Source organism: Pantoea allii (assembly GCF_046529425.1).
Lineage (GTDB): Bacteria > Pseudomonadota > Gammaproteobacteria > Enterobacterales > Enterobacteriaceae > Pantoea > Pantoea allii.
Window position 1 is genome coordinate 2,870,895 of the sequence record NZ_CP125958.1, and the last position, 18,654, is coordinate 2,889,548.

General features: G+C 54.6%; 16 protein-coding genes. 2 read left to right on the forward strand and 14 right to left on the reverse strand.

Annotated features, from left to right (window positions below; translation table 11 throughout):
• Nucleotides 1-956: 956 nt before the first annotated feature.
• The 9 genes from QNH99_RS13550 to dgcN all read right to left on the reverse strand — a co-directional run bounded on the left by QNH99_RS13550 (nt 957) and on the right by dgcN (nt 11,642).
• On the reverse strand, nt 957-1,865 hold the full coding sequence (locus tag QNH99_RS13550; protein WP_145394811.1) for a LysR family transcriptional regulator: 909 nt from the start codon (nt 1,863-1,865) through the stop codon (nt 957-959).
• A gap of 597 nt (nt 1,866-2,462) precedes the next feature.
• Nucleotides 2,463-3,284: a M55 family metallopeptidase gene (locus QNH99_RS13555; protein ID WP_063879188.1), complete on the reverse strand. Its 822-nt coding sequence runs from the start codon at nt 3,282-3,284 to the stop codon at nt 2,463-2,465.
• On the reverse strand, nt 3,281-4,324 hold the full coding sequence (locus QNH99_RS13560) for a P1 family peptidase (RefSeq protein WP_283355470.1): 1,044 nt from the start codon (nt 4,322-4,324) through the stop codon (nt 3,281-3,283). The genes QNH99_RS13555 and QNH99_RS13560 overlap by 4 nt, the downstream gene beginning before the upstream one ends.
• A gap of 2 nt (nt 4,325-4,326) precedes the next feature.
• Nucleotides 4,327-5,211, reverse strand: coding sequence for an ABC transporter permease subunit (locus tag QNH99_RS13565; protein ID WP_063879186.1), 885 nt, complete (start codon nt 5,209-5,211; stop codon nt 4,327-4,329).
• Nucleotides 5,208-6,140, reverse strand: a complete 933-nt coding sequence (locus QNH99_RS13570) for an ABC transporter permease subunit (RefSeq protein WP_410516809.1) — start codon at nt 6,138-6,140, stop codon at nt 5,208-5,210. The genes QNH99_RS13565 and QNH99_RS13570 overlap by 4 nt, the downstream gene beginning before the upstream one ends.
• An 82-nt stretch (nt 6,141-6,222) precedes the next feature.
• Entirely contained in the window at nt 6,223-7,764 is a 1,542-nt protein-coding gene (locus QNH99_RS13575) for a glutathione ABC transporter substrate-binding protein (protein WP_096012402.1), read from the reverse strand.
• A gap of 22 nt (nt 7,765-7,786) precedes the next feature.
• Entirely contained in the window at nt 7,787-9,652 is a 1,866-nt protein-coding gene (locus QNH99_RS13580; RefSeq protein ID WP_410516810.1) for a dipeptide ABC transporter ATP-binding protein, read from the reverse strand.
• Nucleotides 9,653-9,667: 15 nt separating this feature from the next.
• A complete protein-coding gene (gene dgcA / locus QNH99_RS13585) occupies nt 9,668-10,633 on the reverse strand; it encodes an N-acetyl-D-Glu racemase DgcA (protein ID WP_145394700.1) in 966 nt (321 codons plus the stop codon).
• A gap of 1 nt (nt 10,634) precedes the next feature.
• Nucleotides 10,635-11,642, reverse strand: a complete 1,008-nt coding sequence (dgcN, locus tag QNH99_RS13590; RefSeq protein ID WP_410516811.1) for an N-acetyltransferase DgcN — start codon at nt 11,640-11,642, stop codon at nt 10,635-10,637.
• A 683-nt stretch (nt 11,643-12,325) separates the two neighbouring features.
• Between dgcN and QNH99_RS13595 the strand changes: the two genes are divergently transcribed.
• Nucleotides 12,326-12,733: a hypothetical protein gene (locus QNH99_RS13595; RefSeq protein ID WP_410516812.1), complete on the forward strand. Its 408-nt coding sequence runs from the start codon at nt 12,326-12,328 to the stop codon at nt 12,731-12,733.
• A 628-nt stretch (nt 12,734-13,361) separates the two neighbouring features.
• On the opposite strand, the gene QNH99_RS13600 is transcribed toward QNH99_RS13595, so the two are convergent.
• The 5 genes from QNH99_RS13600 to QNH99_RS13620 form a co-directional block, all read right to left on the reverse strand.
• Nucleotides 13,362-13,676: a hypothetical protein gene (locus QNH99_RS13600; RefSeq protein WP_218996123.1), complete on the reverse strand. Its 315-nt coding sequence runs from the start codon at nt 13,674-13,676 to the stop codon at nt 13,362-13,364.
• Between the two features lie 184 nt (nt 13,677-13,860).
• Complete coding sequence (locus QNH99_RS13605; RefSeq protein ID WP_063879264.1) at nt 13,861-14,184, reverse strand: hypothetical protein; 324 nt, start codon at nt 14,182-14,184, stop codon at nt 13,861-13,863.
• Between the two features lie 264 nt (nt 14,185-14,448).
• Nucleotides 14,449-15,375: a hypothetical protein gene (locus QNH99_RS13610; RefSeq protein WP_218995356.1), complete on the reverse strand. Its 927-nt coding sequence runs from the start codon at nt 15,373-15,375 to the stop codon at nt 14,449-14,451.
• Nucleotides 15,376-15,618: 243 nt separating this feature from the next.
• Complete coding sequence (locus QNH99_RS13615; protein ID WP_172897804.1) at nt 15,619-16,314, reverse strand: DJ-1/PfpI family protein; 696 nt, start codon at nt 16,312-16,314, stop codon at nt 15,619-15,621.
• 295 nt (nt 16,315-16,609) lie between these two features.
• A complete protein-coding gene (locus tag QNH99_RS13620; RefSeq protein ID WP_283350714.1) occupies nt 16,610-17,512 on the reverse strand; it encodes an NADP-dependent oxidoreductase in 903 nt (300 codons plus the stop codon).
• A 105-nt stretch (nt 17,513-17,617) separates the two neighbouring features.
• Between QNH99_RS13620 and QNH99_RS13625 the strand changes: the two genes are divergently transcribed.
• On the forward strand, nt 17,618-18,484 hold the full coding sequence (locus tag QNH99_RS13625; protein ID WP_410516813.1) for a LysR family transcriptional regulator: 867 nt from the start codon (nt 17,618-17,620) through the stop codon (nt 18,482-18,484).
• Nucleotides 18,485-18,654 lie beyond the last annotated feature (170 nt).

Below are 18,654 nucleotides of genomic sequence, written 5' to 3' on the forward strand. Positions count from 1 at the left end.
AACCGATGTCAATGAAAGGCGATAAGTCCCGGGCTGAAGAAAATAATGAGCGACGCACTGGAATGCCGGCTTCTGAAAGAGTTTGATTGATGTCAAAAAAGCATCGGCCATTTTTCACTGACGTTCGCCCTGACCCACAGAAATAAAATATTGGGAGCATTCTTAAAGGGAGGTTTTCTATGTCACTGATAATTTAAACATGTTTTTAAAAACAGTATTGACTCGGAGAATAAAACCCGTAGATTAGGTTCCTAACAGCACAGAAAAACGAGCATCATTGTTGTACTAATTGGGGTAAGCCATTTTGCATTAAAGGCCATGAAGTCTGTAGTTTGGGATGCAGTTCGCTTTAAGGCCATGTAGTGACAGTGCTGTGCAGCAAAATGGTAGTAAAAGCGCGACGATGTAAGGCCTTGATTTACCCATCTCGTTGCTTCCCTGGGTTCAGGTGAAGGCAACGGTAGTCAGGCAACGCATCAAAGAGTATATGTCGCGATGGGGAATGTACTTGTTTAAGACGCCATGCTTTAGTCATAAATAAAGATGGCAAGTGATATACCAGGATAACTAATGGGAGGTCTTCACGTTTTAATGCCCAATATTATCTGTAGCAAACGGGTGCATTTATACGCAGTATAGATTGCAGTAGTCATTTAGTAAGTTCATTAATGTCAAATCTGAAGTCTGAAGTACCTTAAAAGCCCTGACTGCAATGGTCAGGGCTTTTAACATTTCTCAGGATATTAACCTCATCCATTTACAACCCGGCGCAGGTTTACATCAGCACCCTCGTAAAAAACGCCCGGTTGCTCGCCTTGAATATGCTCATAGCGCGAACAGCGTGATCCCCAGACAGAATAAATCTCAGGATGCCGACCTTCCTCCTGACCTTTTTAAAAAGCTCTACAAGAGTATTTTCAATAAGCTGCATGGCTGTAAGTGAGCGCATAGCTTGCTCACTCACGGATAAACTGCGCTTCGCACTGGCGGGCAATCTCCCACAGTCTGTTACGAATGACCTGCTTAAGTTGCAGCGTGGACTGCGATTGGGGGCAATCACGACGGCTGATCAGCATGACTTCAAACGGCAACGGTTGTGCGACAGGGAGCAATTTTAACTGGTCGGCATAACGGCAAGCCGTGAACAGATCCACGACTCCCACGCCGCCGCCCGCCAGTACCATATCCGCAATGACGGAGTAGGTTTTAATCGACAGCGACACGGCCGGATTCAGTTTTTTATCGCGCAGCGCACGGTGCAGGACGCGCCCAAGCGGGTCCTGTGTCTGCATCATCAGCAGGTTATTACTGCATAACCATTCCAGCGTAACGGGCTCGTGCTGGGGATGATTAAGTGGCAGCAGCGCCACCATCGAAGACTGAAACAGCGGTTCAGCCAGCAGATCGGCGTCCACCTGCTGACCAAAGACCAGCGCGAAGTCCAGCTGATTATCCAGAATCATCTGGCACAGGGTATTAAAGTGCTCCGTGACCAGTTCGACACTGACCGAGGCCACCTGTTGCCGCCAGGTGACCAGGGCGGGAGCCAGCACCATTTGACCAAAAGCGTGAGCCGCACCGACGCGGACTGTCTGTCCTTCGCCGCGTCGCAGTTGTTCAGTGAGTTGAGTGATGGATTGTAAGCGTTGGTAGAGATCTTCCACCTCCGGCAGCAGCCGTCGCCCTTCTGCCGTGACGCTCATGCCCTGTATACGCCGTTCGAACAGCGCAAATCCCAGTTGCTGTTCCGCGTGATTCAGCACCCGGCTGACATTCGGTTGCGACACGTTAAGCAAGCGCGCGGCTGCGCTAATGCTGCCGGTCTGAACGATGGCCTGAAAGACTTCTATATGGCGGAGCCGCATCATTATTTACCCTAAGTGGATTCATCTGCCCGCAGGCCGTTGTCAGAAGCCTTTATTAGCTGTTCGCGCGCAGAACCGCCAATGTCTGAATCACAGTGTACGCCTGTAACATCGTTAATCTCGTCAGGCCTACCGGTAAACCGGACCGGCGCGCTCTGTTACGCGGTTCTCCGTTCCCTGCCCTGGATGGCGCGCAAGCAAATGTGTCGTGATCGCGACATGGCAATCCCTGCTCTGTTCCTGCTTTATTGCAAAAATTGTACCGTAACGCTGGCGAAGCTACTGACTGTCGCCTTTAGCTGCCGATCGGGGTGATGTTGCATGTATGCGCGGAAAATAATGGGGAAAGGGAGCCAGACCGGGCCGGTTTTTGCCCATCCCGGCCGACCGCACCCGTGTTGGCAATCTGGCAGGACAGGCGTTCGCACCATGAGGGTGCAACGAAAGGCGCATGGCGGGAGCAACGGTGTTCAGGCGCCGTTGTGCTGCAGCGCGGCTGCCCCGGCGGTCGCCAGACCGTGGGGTTGCAGGAAACAGTCCAGGTGAGCGCCAGAGGGACGAACATCGTCTCTGCCCTGACGTCACGAACATCCTTCTCTACGATTGGGTACTCGCCAGATAAGAAAACGCGCTGAGCAGGCTGATCACCGTATCCATCCGCTCCGCCTGATATTCCACAGTCACCGCATCAATGCGCGTAACGCCCGGAATCAGGCTAAACAGATCCGCCAATACGGGTTTGCTGGCCTGAAGCTGCATGCAATAAGGTGCCGTCAGGCGCGTCGTGCTGACCGAAGGTTGCTGTTGCAGCGCAGCGCTTGCAGCGGCGCATATCGCACGTTGTGCCGCTTTGGGACTGATGGACTCCGCGCAGGTATGGGAAATAGCGCGTTTTACACAGACATAATCAACCGTGGGATAAAATTCTGCTATCCAGTGCTGGAGCTGATCGTCGCCCGTGACCAGCAACAGTGGCGTGCCATGCTCGGCGGCGGCGGCGGCATAAATGTCGGTTTCCCCCATCACCAGGCCATTGATATGGATACGCCAGAATGCACGGCCATTAATGGTGTGCGCCAGTACGCCAGACTCGCCTGCCGCGCTGTGATAGCCCACCAGAAATAATCCATCGAAGGTTTGCTGCTCTATCCCTTCAACCATCGACAGGCCGCGAGGTTTGCCCTGCACCAGTCGGGCGCGCGGGTCAATATTTTCCGCACGCAGATTGGTCATTTGCGCATGGCTGTCGGCGACCACCACCTCCGTTGCGCCCCCCGCGAACGCGCCCTCAATCGCGGCATTCACTTCCTGTTCCATCAGTCCCCGGGCCAACTGATATTCCGGGTTGCCTGGCGTGCATTGCTCCGGGCGCATCACGCCCGCAATACCTTCAATATCAGCAGAGATAAAAATTTTCATGCGGTTAATTTGTCCAGAATCTGAGTCAGTGAGGGGCGATGGTGACCACGAAAGCCGGTAACAGCCTCCGCGCTCAACAACGCATCCAGTACAGCCTGTTCGGTTGCATCGGCGGCGGCGGCAAGCAGCGGCTCCAGCGTGTCGTCCTGCGGCGGTTGCGGCAGAGGGTGCGTTGAAAATGCCAGCGCAATATCACCCGATCCATGGCCCCAGTAACTGCCCAGCCGTCCAAGGCCGGCACCGGCACGCTTCGCAATGCGCTTCAACTGGCGCGCATCCAGCGGCGCATCCGTGGCCATAATCACAATGACAGAACCGGCATCACGCTGCGGCGCGTCACCCGCCAGTAGCGGCGCAATCCTTTCACCCAGCCGCACACCGTCAAGCGTGAGTGCGCTAAGCGTGCCAAAATTCGCCAGCACCAGCACCCCGAGCGTTGCGTTGAGCGATGGAATAACACGCGAGGCCGTGCCAATCCCGCCTTTAAGGTTAAAACAGCTCATTCCGCGCCCTGCACCGACGCTGCCGCGCGCAAAGTCTGCCGCAGCCGTGTGCAGTGCTTCCTGCGCCATCGCCTCGCTGATGGCCAGCGCCTGGATATCATTGAGCCAGCCATCATTGCACTCCAGCACCAGGGGATTCACCGTGGGTAACGTCCGCCCCAGCTCCGGATTACGGCTGATGGCATCCCGTACCAGCGTGGTAAACAGCGTGCCCACCGCCAGCGTGTTACTGAGCAAAATCGGCGTCTGCAACACGCCAAGCTCTTCGACCTGGACCAGCCCGACCGGTTTCGCAAAGCCGTTCAGGACGTCGGCCCCGCATGGCAACGGCGTGAGAAACAGATTGTCGCCCGGCGGTACGATAGCCGTTACGCCAGTCTGCCTCTCTCCGTCATTCAGCGTGTAATGTCCAACGCGCACACCGGCAACATCGCTGATTCGATTGGTGGGCCCACATGCGCTGCGCGGCTGCCCTAACGTTCGCGCATTACGCCAGCGATCCAGCAGCAGATCGCACTGCAATTGTTGAAAATCCATGGTTAGCCCTTGAGTTTCGGGTCGAGCGTGTCGCGCAGCGCGTCTCCGAGCAGGTTAAACGCCAGCACGGTGATGAAAATCGCCAGTCCCGGAAACACGCTCATGTGCCATGCGCCCGCCATCATCATGCTACGGCTCATTGCCAGAATATTACCCCATTCAGGGACATCCGGTTCCGGCCCCAGGCCAATAAAGCTTAAGCCCGCCGCAGTGAGGATACTGGTGCCAATGCGCATGGTGAAATAGACAATTACGCTGGAAAGCGTGCCGGGCAGAATATGGCGCAGGATAATGATTCTGTCTGGTGCACCGGCACAGCGCACGGCTTCAACATAGGCAGCCTGTCTTAATGAGAGCGTTGAAGCACGTACAATACGGGCAAACACTGGAACGCTAAATACCGCGACCGCGATAATCACATTGTTCAGGCCCGTTCCAAGGAGCGCCACCACCGCAATGGCCAGCAACATGCCAGGAAACGCGAACAACACGTCGGCACCGCGCATGATCAGCATATCTACCCAACCGCCGTAATAGCCTGCCAGTAAACCCAATACGACCCCGACAATCATGCCGAGCGTCACGGACAACACGCCAACATAGAGTGAGATTCGCGCCCCATAGATAATACGACTGAGCAGGTCGCGCCCCAGTTCGTCGGTTCCCATCCAGTGTGCGGCGCTGGGCGGCGACGATAACGCCATCCAGTCCGGTGCCATCGGGTCCCAGGGTGCCAGCCAGGGGGCAAAGATCGCCACCAGGATTAGCAGCAGCACAAATCCGCCCGAAACCAGCGCCAGAGGGTTACGCACAAAGGCATGCAGGAAATCACGCCACGGCGAACGGATGACCTGTGGCGGGTTTTCAGTCAGCGATTGCATACTCATCTTGGCTCCTGTCGCAGACGAATGGCCGGATTGACGACCGCATACAGCAGATCGACCAGCAAATTAATCACAATAAATTCGAACACGAACAGCATCACTAACGCCTGAATGACCGGTTGATCCTGCGCCTTGATCGACTCAATCAACAGCCAGCCTAACCCCGGCCAGTTGAAGACGCTCTCCACGACAATGGAGCCGCCCAGCAGAAAACCGAACTGCAAACCCAGCATGGTAATCACCGGGATGAGTGCATTGCGCATCACATGTTTCCACGTCACCAGGCGGTTACGCAGCCCCTTGGCTCTTGCGGTGCGCACGTAATCTTCCTGCGCCACTTCAAGAAAGGCCGAGCGGGTAAACCGCGCCATTACCGCCGCCACAGAAGCCCCCAGCGTAATGGCAGGCAGGACAATATCGCTGGCCTTGTTAAAGCCGCTGACGGAGAACAGCCCAAAGGGCATCGCGACGAACTGGATAAGCAACAACCCCAACCAGAAAGCGGGCATGGAAATACCGCCAACCGCCATGCTCATCAACGTCCAGTCTTGCCATTTTCCCCGCTTCAGTGCCGCCAGCACGCCCAGCACCAGGCCGAGAATCACGGACCAGGCGAAACCCGCTAAGGCCAGCCACAGGGTTGGCATGAAACCCTGCTTAATCACCTGCAGCACCGGTTGCTGGGTTCGGTACGTCGTGCCAAGATCGCCATGCAACAGGCTATCGATCAAGTGGACATACTGCTGCGGTAGAGAATCGTTCAGCCCGAGATGCTGTCGCGCCGCTTCGACGGCCTCAATGGGCGCATCCGGTCCCGCGTAGATGCGCGCCGGGTCGCCCGGCAGCAGCTTGATAAAACCGAAAACCAGCAGCGAGACCACCAGCAAAACCGGGATCATCTCCAGTAATCGGCGAATGATGTATGCAAACATGCCATTCCTTGAAATGAGGTGCGACGGGCACCCTCAGGTTTCTTGCCCGCACAGGGCAAAGAACCTGAAGGCGATCCGCGTCTTATTTAAACGACGCCTGAGTGAAGAGCAAATTGCCATCCGGCAGCATCGAAACGCCGTTCAGGGTGCTGCGTTTGCCAACCAGATTGTCGGGTGTGCCAAGGAAGGCCACTGGTGCATCCTTCCATAACAGCGTCTGCGCTTGCGCATAGGCAATGCCACGCTTTGCCGGATCGGCCGTCGCCAGCCCGGCGGCAATCGCTTTATCGACATCAGGATTGCTGAAATAAGAGACATTGTACGAGGTGGGCACCCAGGATTCTGTGGCAAACAGCGGACGCAGCGCCCAGTCGGCATCGCCTGTGGACGTCGACCAGCCGCCATAATAGAGGTCAAACTCTGCCTTTTTCGGGTCCTGTACGCCCCACAGCTTAGCGTTGCGCGTCCCCGAATCCATTGGTGTCACCGTGGCACGGATGCCCACCGTGGCCAGTTGCGCTTTCAGCACCTGAGCGGCGCGCACGCTGGCCGTGGCATTGGTGACCCAGAGCTTAAGGTCCAGACCATCAGGATAGCCCGCCGCTTTCAGCAACGCTTTGGCCTTGTCCGGTGCATAGTGGTAATCCGGATCGGTTTGTTTCTGATAGAACTGAACCCCTTCCGGCATCGCGGATGTGGCCGGTTTGCCCAAACCGGCAAAGGCCACCTTCAGCCACAGATTACGGTCAATTGCATAGTTGATTGCCTGACGCACACGAACATCCGCCAGCGGCTTGTGCTGCGTGTTAATCGCCATGTAATAAAGATAAATGCTGGGATCGCGCTGAATCGAAAGCTTGCTGTCCTGCTTCACGGCAGCGATCAGATCGGAAGGCAACGGCCAGATGGCATCCACCTGACCCGATTTTAACGCTGCCACCCGTGTGGCATCTTCCGGGCTGGGTGAAAAGATGACATGGTCGACTTTTGGCCATCCCTGCTGCCAGTAACCGTCATACTTCGCCAGCGTCACCGCTTTGCCCGGTGTCCAGTTAACAAATTTAAACGGGCCGGTTCCCACTGGATGCAGTCTAAGTTGAGCTTCGTCCGGATACTGCTTCAGAATCGACGGGCTCCACATCACCGCAGAAGGATGCGCCAGCGTGTTAATAAAGGCACCAAACGACTGATTGAGATCGATTTTGACCTGGTCGGGTGCCAGCACCGTGACCTTGGCGATCATTTTGTACAGGCTGTTGCGCTTGAGCCCTTTTTTCTGGTCGGCGAGGCGATCAAGGTTGGCTTTGACGGCGTCGGCATCAAACGGCGTACCATCCTGAAAGGTAACGCCTTTACGCAGCGTCAGCGTAAATTCCGTCGCACTGTCGTTGGAGGTATAACCGGTCGCCAGCCAGGGCTGCAGCTTCATGTGGGCATCAAACTGGAACAGGCGCTCAAAGATGCCGCTCTGCACCGAGTAGCTGACATTATCGGAGGTATCGTGCGGGTCCAGTCCGGTAATATCGGCATACATTGAAATACGCAGATCCTGGGCCTGCGCGGTCATGACCAGCGTCGTCGTCAATGCGAGGGCGAGCGAAGTACGGCGAAACAGTGTTTTCATAAAATCTCCTGGTCGTTGAGGATTATCGCAATGCAATGCCGTCAGCAACCCAGTGCTGGGGCGCAACCTGCCGATAACGGGGTTTAGTGACCGTTTCACCCACCTTTCGCAACGGCGAAGGGATTTCGCTGTCATCGAAAATACGGGGCTGACGGTTCTCGGGGTCCGCTACCGGCACGGAGGCCAGTAGACGTTGGGTATAAGGATGTTGCGGCTGATTAAATACCGACTGGCGCGGCCCAAGCTCCACAATCTGGCCGAGGTACATCACCGCCACGCGATTGGCAATACGCTCAACGACCGCCATATCGTGAGAAATGAAAATCCATGCCACGCCGGTTTGCTGCTGGAGGTCCATCATCAGATTGACCACCTGTGCCTGAATCGAGACATCAAGGGCCGATACCGCTTCATCAGCAATAATCACTTTCGGTTTCAGCGCCATCGCGCGGGCAATGGCGATACGCTGGCGCTGGCCGCCAGAAAATTCGTGCGGATAACGACGCGCGTGCTCGGGCAACAGGCCGACACTTTTCAGCAACGCATCGATTTGTGAAGAAGCCTGCTCCAGCGAGGACACCATGCCATGTAACAGCAACGGCTCGGCAATGGTGAACCCCACGGTCAGGCGCGGATTCAGTGAGGCATAAGGGTCCTGAAACACCATCTGAATTTCACGGCGGAGCGGCTGGAAGGCCGCCTCTTTCAGGTGCGAAATTTCCTTTCCTTCAAAGTGAATGCTTTCGGCATCACTGTTGATCAGGCGCATCAGCGCACGCCCGGTGGTCGATTTGCCGCAGCCGCTTTCACCCACGATCGCCAGGGTTTCCCCCGGCCACAGGCTGAAATCAATCTGCTCAACCGCATGCACATGATGTGTATGGGTCGAGAAAATGCCGCTGCGAATGGGATAGTAGACTTTCAACCCGCGCACATCCAACAGCGGCGCACTGTCGTAGCGAGCGGTATGCTGCTCGTCTTGTGCCGCGTGCTGGGCACCGAGCAGGGGAAAGCGTTGCGGCCATGCATAGTCGCGCATATCGCCCAGTTTCGGCACGGCCGCCAGCAGCGCTTTGGTGTACGCGTGTTGCGGGGCGGCAAAAATCTCTGATACGGTGCCCTGCTCGACCACCTCGCCCCGCAGCATGACTACGACGCGATCCGCGATTTCAGCCACAACGCCCATATCATGGGTGATAAACAGAACGGCCATCTGCTTCTCGCGTTGTAAATCACGCAGAATATGCAGGATGCGCGCCTGTACGGTGACATCCAGCGCCGTGGTGGGTTCATCGGCAATAAGAAGTTGCGGATCACATGCCAGTGCCTGCGCAATCATCACTCGCTGGCGCATACCACCGGAGAGCGCGTGCGGATAGCTCTTCATCACACGATCCACATCGGCGATACGCACCTGTTGAAGCAATTCACGTACGCGCGCATGGGCCTGTTTCTTGTCGTACTGTTGATGCTCGCGCAAGGCTTCAGTGAGTTGGTCATCGATGCGCAGCACCGGATTCAGCGAGGTCATTGGCTCCTGAAAGATCATCGCCATTTCACGACCACGCAACGTGCGGCGCTGAGCATCATCCAGTGTTTCTAACGCATGCACTTTCCCGCCGCGATCGCGAAACTGCATACTGCCGCGATCGATACGGCCGCTGTTCGCCAGCAAGCCCATCACGGCCAGCGAAGTGACTGATTTACCGGAGCCGCTCTCACCCACTACGGCGACAATTTCTCCCGGATTAATGGCGAAAGTGATGCCTTTCAGTGCCTGGTTCTCACCACTGCGCCCACGAAATGAGACGCTGAGATCCCGAATGTCAAGCACCGGTGCTGAACAGGCGGCATCTGCAACTGGGGAAGTGTGTCGTGTGTCCGTCATGGTCGCCTCGTCGCGTTATAGCCAGATACGGCCTTCGGAGTAGTTCAAAAAGGGAGAGCTGTCGGCGGCAAGCCAAATAGGCCCATCTAAGTCGACGTGTTCTGCGTTGACCGCCACGGGCAATGCGGCTTCCATCGCCAGTGATGAGCCCAGCATGCAGCCGACCATGATGCGCATATTCTGCTTTTGCGCTTCATCGACCATCGCCAGCGCTTCCGTCAGGCCACCGCACTTATCCAGTTTGATGTTGATCATCTCGTAACGATTACGCAGTCCGGCAATATCCTCCCGCGTATGGCAACTTTCATCAGCACAGACGGGAATCGGATGATGAAAACGTTGCAGGTCATGATCCTGACCGGCGGGAAGCGGTTGCTCGACCATCGCGATGTTATAAGCCTGAAGCGCCAGCAGCAGGCTTTCCAAATCCATACCTGACCAGGCTTCATTCGCATCGATGATGAGCGTGGCGCGCGGTGCCGCAGCGCGAATTGCCGCCACTTTTTCCAGCACCGCATCACGGTCGAGCTTAATTTTGAGCAGGATGGCACCACGAGATACGGCATCCGCCGCCGCCAGCGCCATATTTCCCTGGGTATCGAGGCTGAGGGTTTCCGCCGTGACCACCGACGATGGCTGAGAACAGGCACTGATTTGCCACAGCGTTTGACTGGCGCGTGCGGCATCCAGGCGCCACAGCGCACAATCCAGCACGTTGCGCGCGGAACCGGCGGGTAAACGGTGTTGCAGATCGTGGCGGCTCAAGCCTGCTTCAACGTCAGCGCGTACCGCTTCAAGCTCGGCCTGAACGCTGTCTGGCGTCTCATCGTAGCGCGCCGTCGGCGTACATTCGCCTTGCCCAATGAAGCCGTTTTGCTCAAGCGTGACACGGATAACCGTTACGCTGGTACGCACACCGCGCGAGATAGCAAAGGGCCGCGCCAGCGGCAGCGCTACCACGTCAATCTGCAACTGTCTCATCTCAACCACGCTCCTGCAGCAGCGCGGCGATCTCGTCAATACCAAAACGCACCGGGTCCGTTGCCGGTAAACCAAACTCGGCGCTAATTTCGGCGCAATAGGCACGCGCTTCTTTTTCAGGATAATTAGAGGTGTTAATGGCAAAGCCAGCCAGCTGGACAGACTCACTCGTCACCTGCGCAGCGCGCAGATTGGCTTCAACGCACGCTTTCAGGCTGACCATGGGCTGATGAGGCAAATGGCGCATATGGGGGCGACCCATTTCATGACACATGACCAGCCAGTGCGGTTGTGCACCGTGCATGAGTCCCATACTGACGCCCGCATAAGAGGGATGGAACAGCGAACCCTGGCCTTCAACGATGTCCCAGTGGTCATCATCATTAGCCGGGGACAGCGCTTCCGCCGCACCGGCAATAAAATCAGCGATGACCGCATCCACCGCAATCCCTTCCCCCGCAACCAGAATCCCGGTCTGCCCCGTGGCGCGAAAATCTGCTTTCATTCCGCGCTCGCGCATCGCCGCTTCCAGCGCCAGTGAGGTGTACATTTTGCCCACTGAACAGTCCGTCCCCACCGTGAGTATTCGCTTACCTGTGCGCTTCTTACCGCTGCCCACATTGAGCTTCGGACGCATATGACGTAAGTCAAAAAGCTCCACACCAAACGTCTTTGCAAGCGTTACCAGTTCAGGTTCGTCCACCAGACGGTGATGTAATCCACTGGCAACGTTCATGCCCGCTTCGATGGCACTTTTCACCGTCGCCAGCCAGTGTTCAGGCAGATAACCCCCTGCATTGGCGGTACCCAGCACCAGGGTTTTTGCGCCACGCGCTTTAGCGCGGGGGATGTCGAGCTCATCCAGACCCAGGCTGACAGTGCAGCCAGGCAGTTTAATTTCGCCAACGCACTGTTCCGGCCGCCAGATATGAATACCGCGCGCCGTTTTCGCCGCGAGTAGATCGGTAACATCACCAAGAAAAAGTAAATAAGGTTGTGGGATTAGCATGAGATTTCTCGTTTCAGACAAAGGTAAGGTTCTGAAACCACTATTTCATGCGTTTTGAAAGGTGACGAATGCTTGTTTAGTAGCAGGGTATAACGGCAGGCTATAGTCAGATAAAAAAGTGATGGTAACTCTGTTATTTCAACGTATCAGGATATAATTCGTTCGCAATAAAGGGCGAGCTATAGGAAAATCATTCAGCCAGAGGTGTGCGAAACACTCGCCATGTTCATCCCCAAAGTGTCGTCCAAAAATGTTTTAGGTATTTCATCTTATTGAGGACTTAACCGAGGCAAAGAGGTTAAGCCTGATATACAGGCAGGCTAAATCATGGTGAAAGCGAGGGTCTTTTTCCAACCCTGTAAGAGATTCTCTGCGATGATGTCTGCTTTGTGCCAGGAGCAAACGTTGCTTGCATCTTGGTATGTTAGTTTACAGGGAGCAGGTCAGCCGGCATGGTTTGTCTGAGGAAAGCGAGTGACGGTGACCTAATCAGCCGCGAAGAAATCAAAGATGCCCTTATGCTTTTGCTCAGGGCAAAACTGGAGCGGAATGTTGAGGTTGAACCCGCTATAATTTTTGCGATTGAGCAGTTAATGGACCCGCCATGCTAAGCAGGGTTTTTCCTGCCGGTTAAAATACGTTTTATAGACGTTATTTAATGACAAATCACGGACCGAGACCAAATGATCAGCAACACAGATATCATCAACAGTATTCAGGCAGACAGTCTTTTCGGAGTACGTCTCGATAAAGCTCTGAGGGGTGTAAAAGATGAGATGTTGGCACAGGCAAACCGCATTCAGCCTGGAGCCAGACGTCTCGCGTTTTATATATCCTGCTTCACTGAAAACTATCGGGACGTATGTACCGCTCAGAAAACCGAAGATGTCCGGTTTTTAGAAGCGATTAGCCAGCTGGTCAAAGAGCACCACGTTGTCAAAAAAATGCTTGATATATACGTCAACCAGTTGCTTGAGGGGTTGACGTCAGACCGCATAACCCGCATCAGGAAGATACTCATCGGTATGGGAGTTACGATAAAACCAGGCGCTAACCTATTCTATCGTGATGGCTGCCAGCTACAGTATTAGCATCAGAATGGGCGCGACTACAAACTTCGCAAAACTTTCCGCTGCAGACATAACCCTTGTGAGCTATTACGGATATGTGCAACAGGCGGTAAACGCTGCAAACCGACTTAAATACCAAAATCCAGGATATTATTCCGCTCTCTACGCTGCAAAACTGGAGATGCTATATTTTATTGTTGAACCGGTTATCAGCCGAAACGCGCACAGGCTTAATTCCTCGCGATCAGATAAGGACATAGCTGACGACATTGTACGGATTATCAGATGATTAATTTTTTAAAAAGATGGTTGCGCACGCAACTGACATACTTTGCAAGCACACTTATTCCGGCAATACTCATCCTCGGTTTCGGAGTGCTTGCTGTCAATTACTGGCCTGCTTACGCGTGGGGTTCAACAGCAATATTTGCGATCACAATCATAGCCGTTACTTTCTGGCTTCTATGGGATAAGAACTGACCGCCTAAAGACTCAACTAATAAAGAATTCGGGTTTATAAAATATCGATAATCTTCGGGGAGGCCAGGCTGAGGGTTACGCAAGTAGTTCACCCCTCTGAATGTCAGTCAGTTCAGCCGCCCGGTACTGAGCGGTTTTTATTCCATCTCAACTGAAGACCTGCCGGTATTCAGAAAAAAATCCATGAAGAGAAGCGCACGGCAAATATTGCGCTTAGGATGAAGTGCGCAAGAAAAATGGCAAAAGCCACGCCCCCGAGCACAACGCCCGGAATGGTGTGCTTCTCTTTCAGGATGAACGTTAGTCCGGACAGCACCGCGAGTGAAAGCAGGGCCTGCAGTACGTGACTCACCGGGAGCAGCCAGTACTGGCCCGCATAGACGCCTGCCTTACTGATGGCCACAATCAGCGCGGTTCCGCCAAATCCCCATCCCCAGAATGTCTTCGCCAGACTCAATTTTCCTGTAACAAGCGCCTTAAGCATTGTCAGTTCCCTGTCTTAACGTGGTTCGTTTCAGGAAATTTAACATTACGCGACAGGCTCAACCAGAAGCTTTCTGTGCTTTAGCGATGAAGGCCCTTCGCTTGCAGCGGCCGTATCCATTAAACCTAAAGGGTGAAACGGGCCGCTCTGTGCCAGAAGCGGACATGATTAGCAATTTAATCGTTCAAGCCCGTCCGCCTGATTTAACAGCCTTGACACTGACGCTGACATTCAGTCTTTTCGCTTCCATAGTTATCATTTTTTGAGCAAGAGCCATGTCCCCACCATGCACCCGGTCTATCAATGTTTGTACGATTGTCATCATTAGAAATAGCTGATTGGCAGGATAAAAATCTGCCATATTTATACCGTGATCTGATAGTTGCTGGTGCGCGGCTTTCTCTGTTTTTTCAACTATGTTAGCCACTTCCTCAGTCATTTTATCTATATGGTTGAAGACAACACGATTGATAATGTCAATTTGTTCAGGAGTGAAGGTCTTTTCCATCCGGACTCACCTTTCAATGCTGTAAGTATCCTTGAGGATATCATATCTTGACCAGACGCGACTGAATGACCGGATGCGTGATTTTGCCTTGTCTTTACTGGTCAGGGTTAACGGCCTTTTTCGCAAAGATTAGTAAGGGATAATTATTTAAGTTCAGCACTATGTCCGATTTTCGCTCATAGCGGGCCTTCAGCTTCATTATTTTAAGAAGGTGACTGAACTCACTCTGCCTCGTAAGGCGCGTGAATAACGTCGTCGAAGTTTCTATGCTTCTCTCTGCCGTTCCGCGAGTGCATGTTTTGCTGCGTGTGATGCCCATTCATCAGATTGGTCCAGATATTCAATCTCTGCCTCTGCTATCGGCGTGACACGGATCAGCGGAACTGAGCCAAAAGGTAAATTATCAATCCTGCGGTCATCACGGCTGAGGATGATTCGGGTCATTGGGTGATATTGGTCTGTAAGCGTGCAAAACAGGATTGCGCCATATTTTTCAACATCGGCAGCAACCTGATACCCATCTGCAACGAGATCGCCCAGACTAATCAAGAGAGGAGCCCAGTCATCCATCGGGTGGCTGATAGTAGTAGAAGCGTCTAATTCCATGAAAAGTTCGCAGCCTACGCCATTTTCCGGGTCTGCAATGCCGGCCCAGGGCGTCGAGAGGCCATCGGTGGACAGCGTAAATGTCGTTTTGCTCTTAATGTTGAGCACTCGACGATGGGGCCCGAACCAGTTCGTCTGGTTATGTAGATTTGCATCATCTCGTTCAGCCTTAAAGCCATCTGAGACGCTGCCATACTTTTCCCAAAAGGCTCGCCTTGCTACAGAAGCTGCCTCATAAATTGGGTCCTGTGGACCACGCGGCACAATTGTCTCATCGAATAGTGTGTCAACCGTTACGCGCCCCCGTATTAACGGTATTTTAGACCTTGTCCAGTGAACGATAACCTTATTAAAGGGCTGTATCTGTGATGCTTCGAGTTTTTCGACAACCTCCCGGACCTTCTGAAAGTAGTGGTTACCCTCTGCAACATGACTTCCGTCGGCATACATGTAGCCTCCGGTTTGTGAGGAGACTCCAGCCTGTTCGGTGATAAAGAACCATTCTCCGTTCACAGCGCCAGCGGGTGCTTTGTCTAAGGACGAGCGTAAATCCCTTGCTGCATCAGAGTTTGAATATGCTGTCATATCTGTCCTTTAGCTTCACGTCTTAGGTATCTTATGTAGTTTACATTCCCGGCCCTGCGCGCCAAAGTGGCGCGCAGGGAGTCGAGAACATGAATGAATGGCGAATGTTTATAAAAATACTCTCGTGGATGCAAAAGAACCAACGTCCGCTCCTCACTCATAGCAGACATCACCTACCCACCGTCCGCTTCGTGCCAGAAGCAAACATGTAAAGTCAAAAAGCCCCCCTCTTCCACTCTGCCCTTATCTAAACAGTCTGGCTGCTGCTTTTAACGTCGCCTGCCGCCTCTTTTCAATAAAAGGCGCGGCCTGCTCCTGTGCGTTTTTTAACTGTTCTTTAGATGCGGTACGGGGTGAGCCGCAGGTAAAGGGAGGTTCGGGGTCATATTCCAGATGCAGTTGAATAGTCTGAGCAATATTGCTTCCGTGAATTTCTGACACAACGTTGAGCGCAAAATCGATACCTGAAGTTACGCCTGCGCCGGTGATACGATTACGGTCACGGACTACGCGCTCATTGACCGGCTCCGCACCTAACAACGCGAGTTGATCCAGTGAAGCCCAGTGCGACGTTGCTTTATATCCATTCAGAAGCCCTGCTGCGCCCAGAACCAGCGACCCAGTGCAGACAGACGTCACCAGCCTGGCGTGTTCACTTTGGGAACGGATAAATGAAAGGACGTCGTCATCGTCCATCAGGTTTATCTGTCCTGGCCCACCGGGAACACAAATTACATCCAGTTGTGGACAGGTTTTAAATGTGGTCGTTGGCTGTATAGCCATCCCACGATCGGACACGACAAGATCCAGGTTTTTCCAGATGAGATGAACCTGTGTGTTCGGTGCCCTGGCAAAAACTTCATACGGGCCAGTAAGATCAAGCTGAGTAAGCGCCGGAAACAGGAGCAGCCCGATGGATGTGCAGACAGAATCACTCATAGAAAATCCTTCTATCTTAAAAAGATATAATGGTTTTTCCTTTAATAAAGACAACCCTTTGCTTAAAAAACAGACGCGCGCCGAATTCATGTCATGCTCAACCCAGCGGTATTACCCTGGCGTTAAACGATGTCTTGCTGGCCTGACATCATAACGGCGACGACGGTCAATCATCAGCCTGCTGGCCGCAGGCTGTTCATGATCGCTCTCCGCGTCGTCGCCGTCTCAATGCCGCGTTAGTCAGGCGCAACGTCATCCGAAACATGACAAGATTCATCCGCCCGTTTTTTCACGCTTAGCCATTGGTAATAACGAGCCGCCCTGTCACATGGCCCTGCGCGCTGAGTTCGTGCGCAGCCGACACCTCCTCAAGCGTGAAGGTACGCTCCACCGGCAACGTAAACGCACCCGCGACAAACAACCTTGCGGCACGCTCCAGGGCTGGTGTGGCGTTACTGTCCTCAAACAACGTTCTCACCCCGTATTTGGGCGCCTGGAGGTCGGAGATTGAGACAACGCTTGACGGCGTACCGGTGATCGCCACCAAATCAGGTATGACGCCGGAGCCGGCGATGTCGACGGCCGCCTGTACACCGCCCACAGCTAGCGCGGCAACCCGTTCGGGAAGTCCGGGGCCGTAGGTCGTCGGAATCGCTCCCAACGATCGCAGATAGGGGTGCTTCGCCGCGCTAGCCGTGCCAATGGTATGGATGCCCGCTGCCCTGGCGAGTTGAATGACCGCAGAGCCAACCCCACCGGCGGCACCGCTGACTAACAGCGTTTCACCGGCTTTCAACGCTAACGCCGCAATGATTCGGGTGGCCGTCTCGACAGCCACCGGGAACGCCGCCGCCTCTTCAAACGAAAGGGTTGCAGGCTTGTGAGCCCATTCATAAAGGATCGCATATTCGGCCATTGTCGCATGGCCTCTGCCAAAGACCGGATCGCCGACTGACACGCCGGTCACCTCTTTCCCCACAGCGTCGACAACGCCCGCCGCGTCGTAACCCACGCCTGCCGGAAGCTCAAGCGGCATCATCTCGCGCATATATCCCGCGCGAAGTTTCCAGTCGATCGGATTGATGCCAGCCGCTTTGACTGCGATGCGTATCTGACCAGGGCCGGGTTCAGGTAGATCGATATCTTCTACCTTCAGGACCTCTGGGCCGCCATATTCATAAAAACGGACTGCTTTCATTTGATAACTCCTTACCCTGTGATGAGAGGCCCCATCTTCCACTGAACCATAAATGGCGTATAGTGCTTAAAAACAAAACAGATTGTCTCAAATATGGAACGAAATATGGATCTTAGTGCACTCGCCGATTTCAATCTCGTTGCCACTCATGGCGGGTTTGGGCGTGCCAGCCGCGCGAGTGGACGGCCGAAAGCGACCCTGTCGCGCCATGTCAGCACGCTGGAAGAGCAGATGAAAGTACGGCTGATCGAACGTGGTGGGCGCACGCTTCGTCTGACGCCGGAAGGCGCGATCCTGCACGCACGTACCCTTGACCCCTTCGACGAAATTACGCAAGCGGTGGCAGAACTAAAATCGGGCATAGGCCAGCCGCGTGGCGTATTGCGCGTTAGCGTGCCGCTGTTGTTCGCCGATGTCTCGGTTGGGCGCTTAAGCGCGGCCTTCTGCGCCGCCTACCCCGAGATACGGCTTGATGTCATCGCGGAGGATCGCCTCGTCGATTTAGTGAGCGATGGCTACGATGTCGTGGTGCGCTTCAATCCCCGCCACGACGACACGCTGGTCGGTCGCAAGTTTTTGAACGATCGCCTGGTACTTGTTGCGCCTCCACACCTGCCGCAGCCGCATTACGACGAGGAACCGCTGAAGCTGCCAGCGGTTGTACGCGCGGGTCGCGCCGTGGTTCCCGAATGGTCCATCATTGATGCTTCGGGCCGCGTGCGCACTTACCTCCCGCAGCCAGTCATGTGCCTGTCGACGCCCTTTATGGCGCGCGATGCGGTACTTGCTGGCGCTGGCGTGGCCGTATTACCTCGCTCTGCCGTTGCTGACGCGTTAGCCTCGGGCCGGTTGGTCGAGTGGGGCACGGCGCAGGTGCCTGCTATCGAAGGTTGGGTACTGCACGCGTCGCGCCGACTGGTGAGTCCTAAGGTGAGCGCGTTCGTGACGTTCCTGTGCGAGCACTTCGCCTGATGCGCGCATCGACGCCGGTGACTGTGTCCACCCAGCCCAGCCATACCAGACTCAAGCCAGCCACGCCCCGATGGCGCGGCGTTGACGTCCGCAACCTTTTGCGCACGTCAACGCAGAAGTCACGCGTGCAGAAGCTGCCCTGAAACAGGCCGCAGCGGCATGTGTTCCGC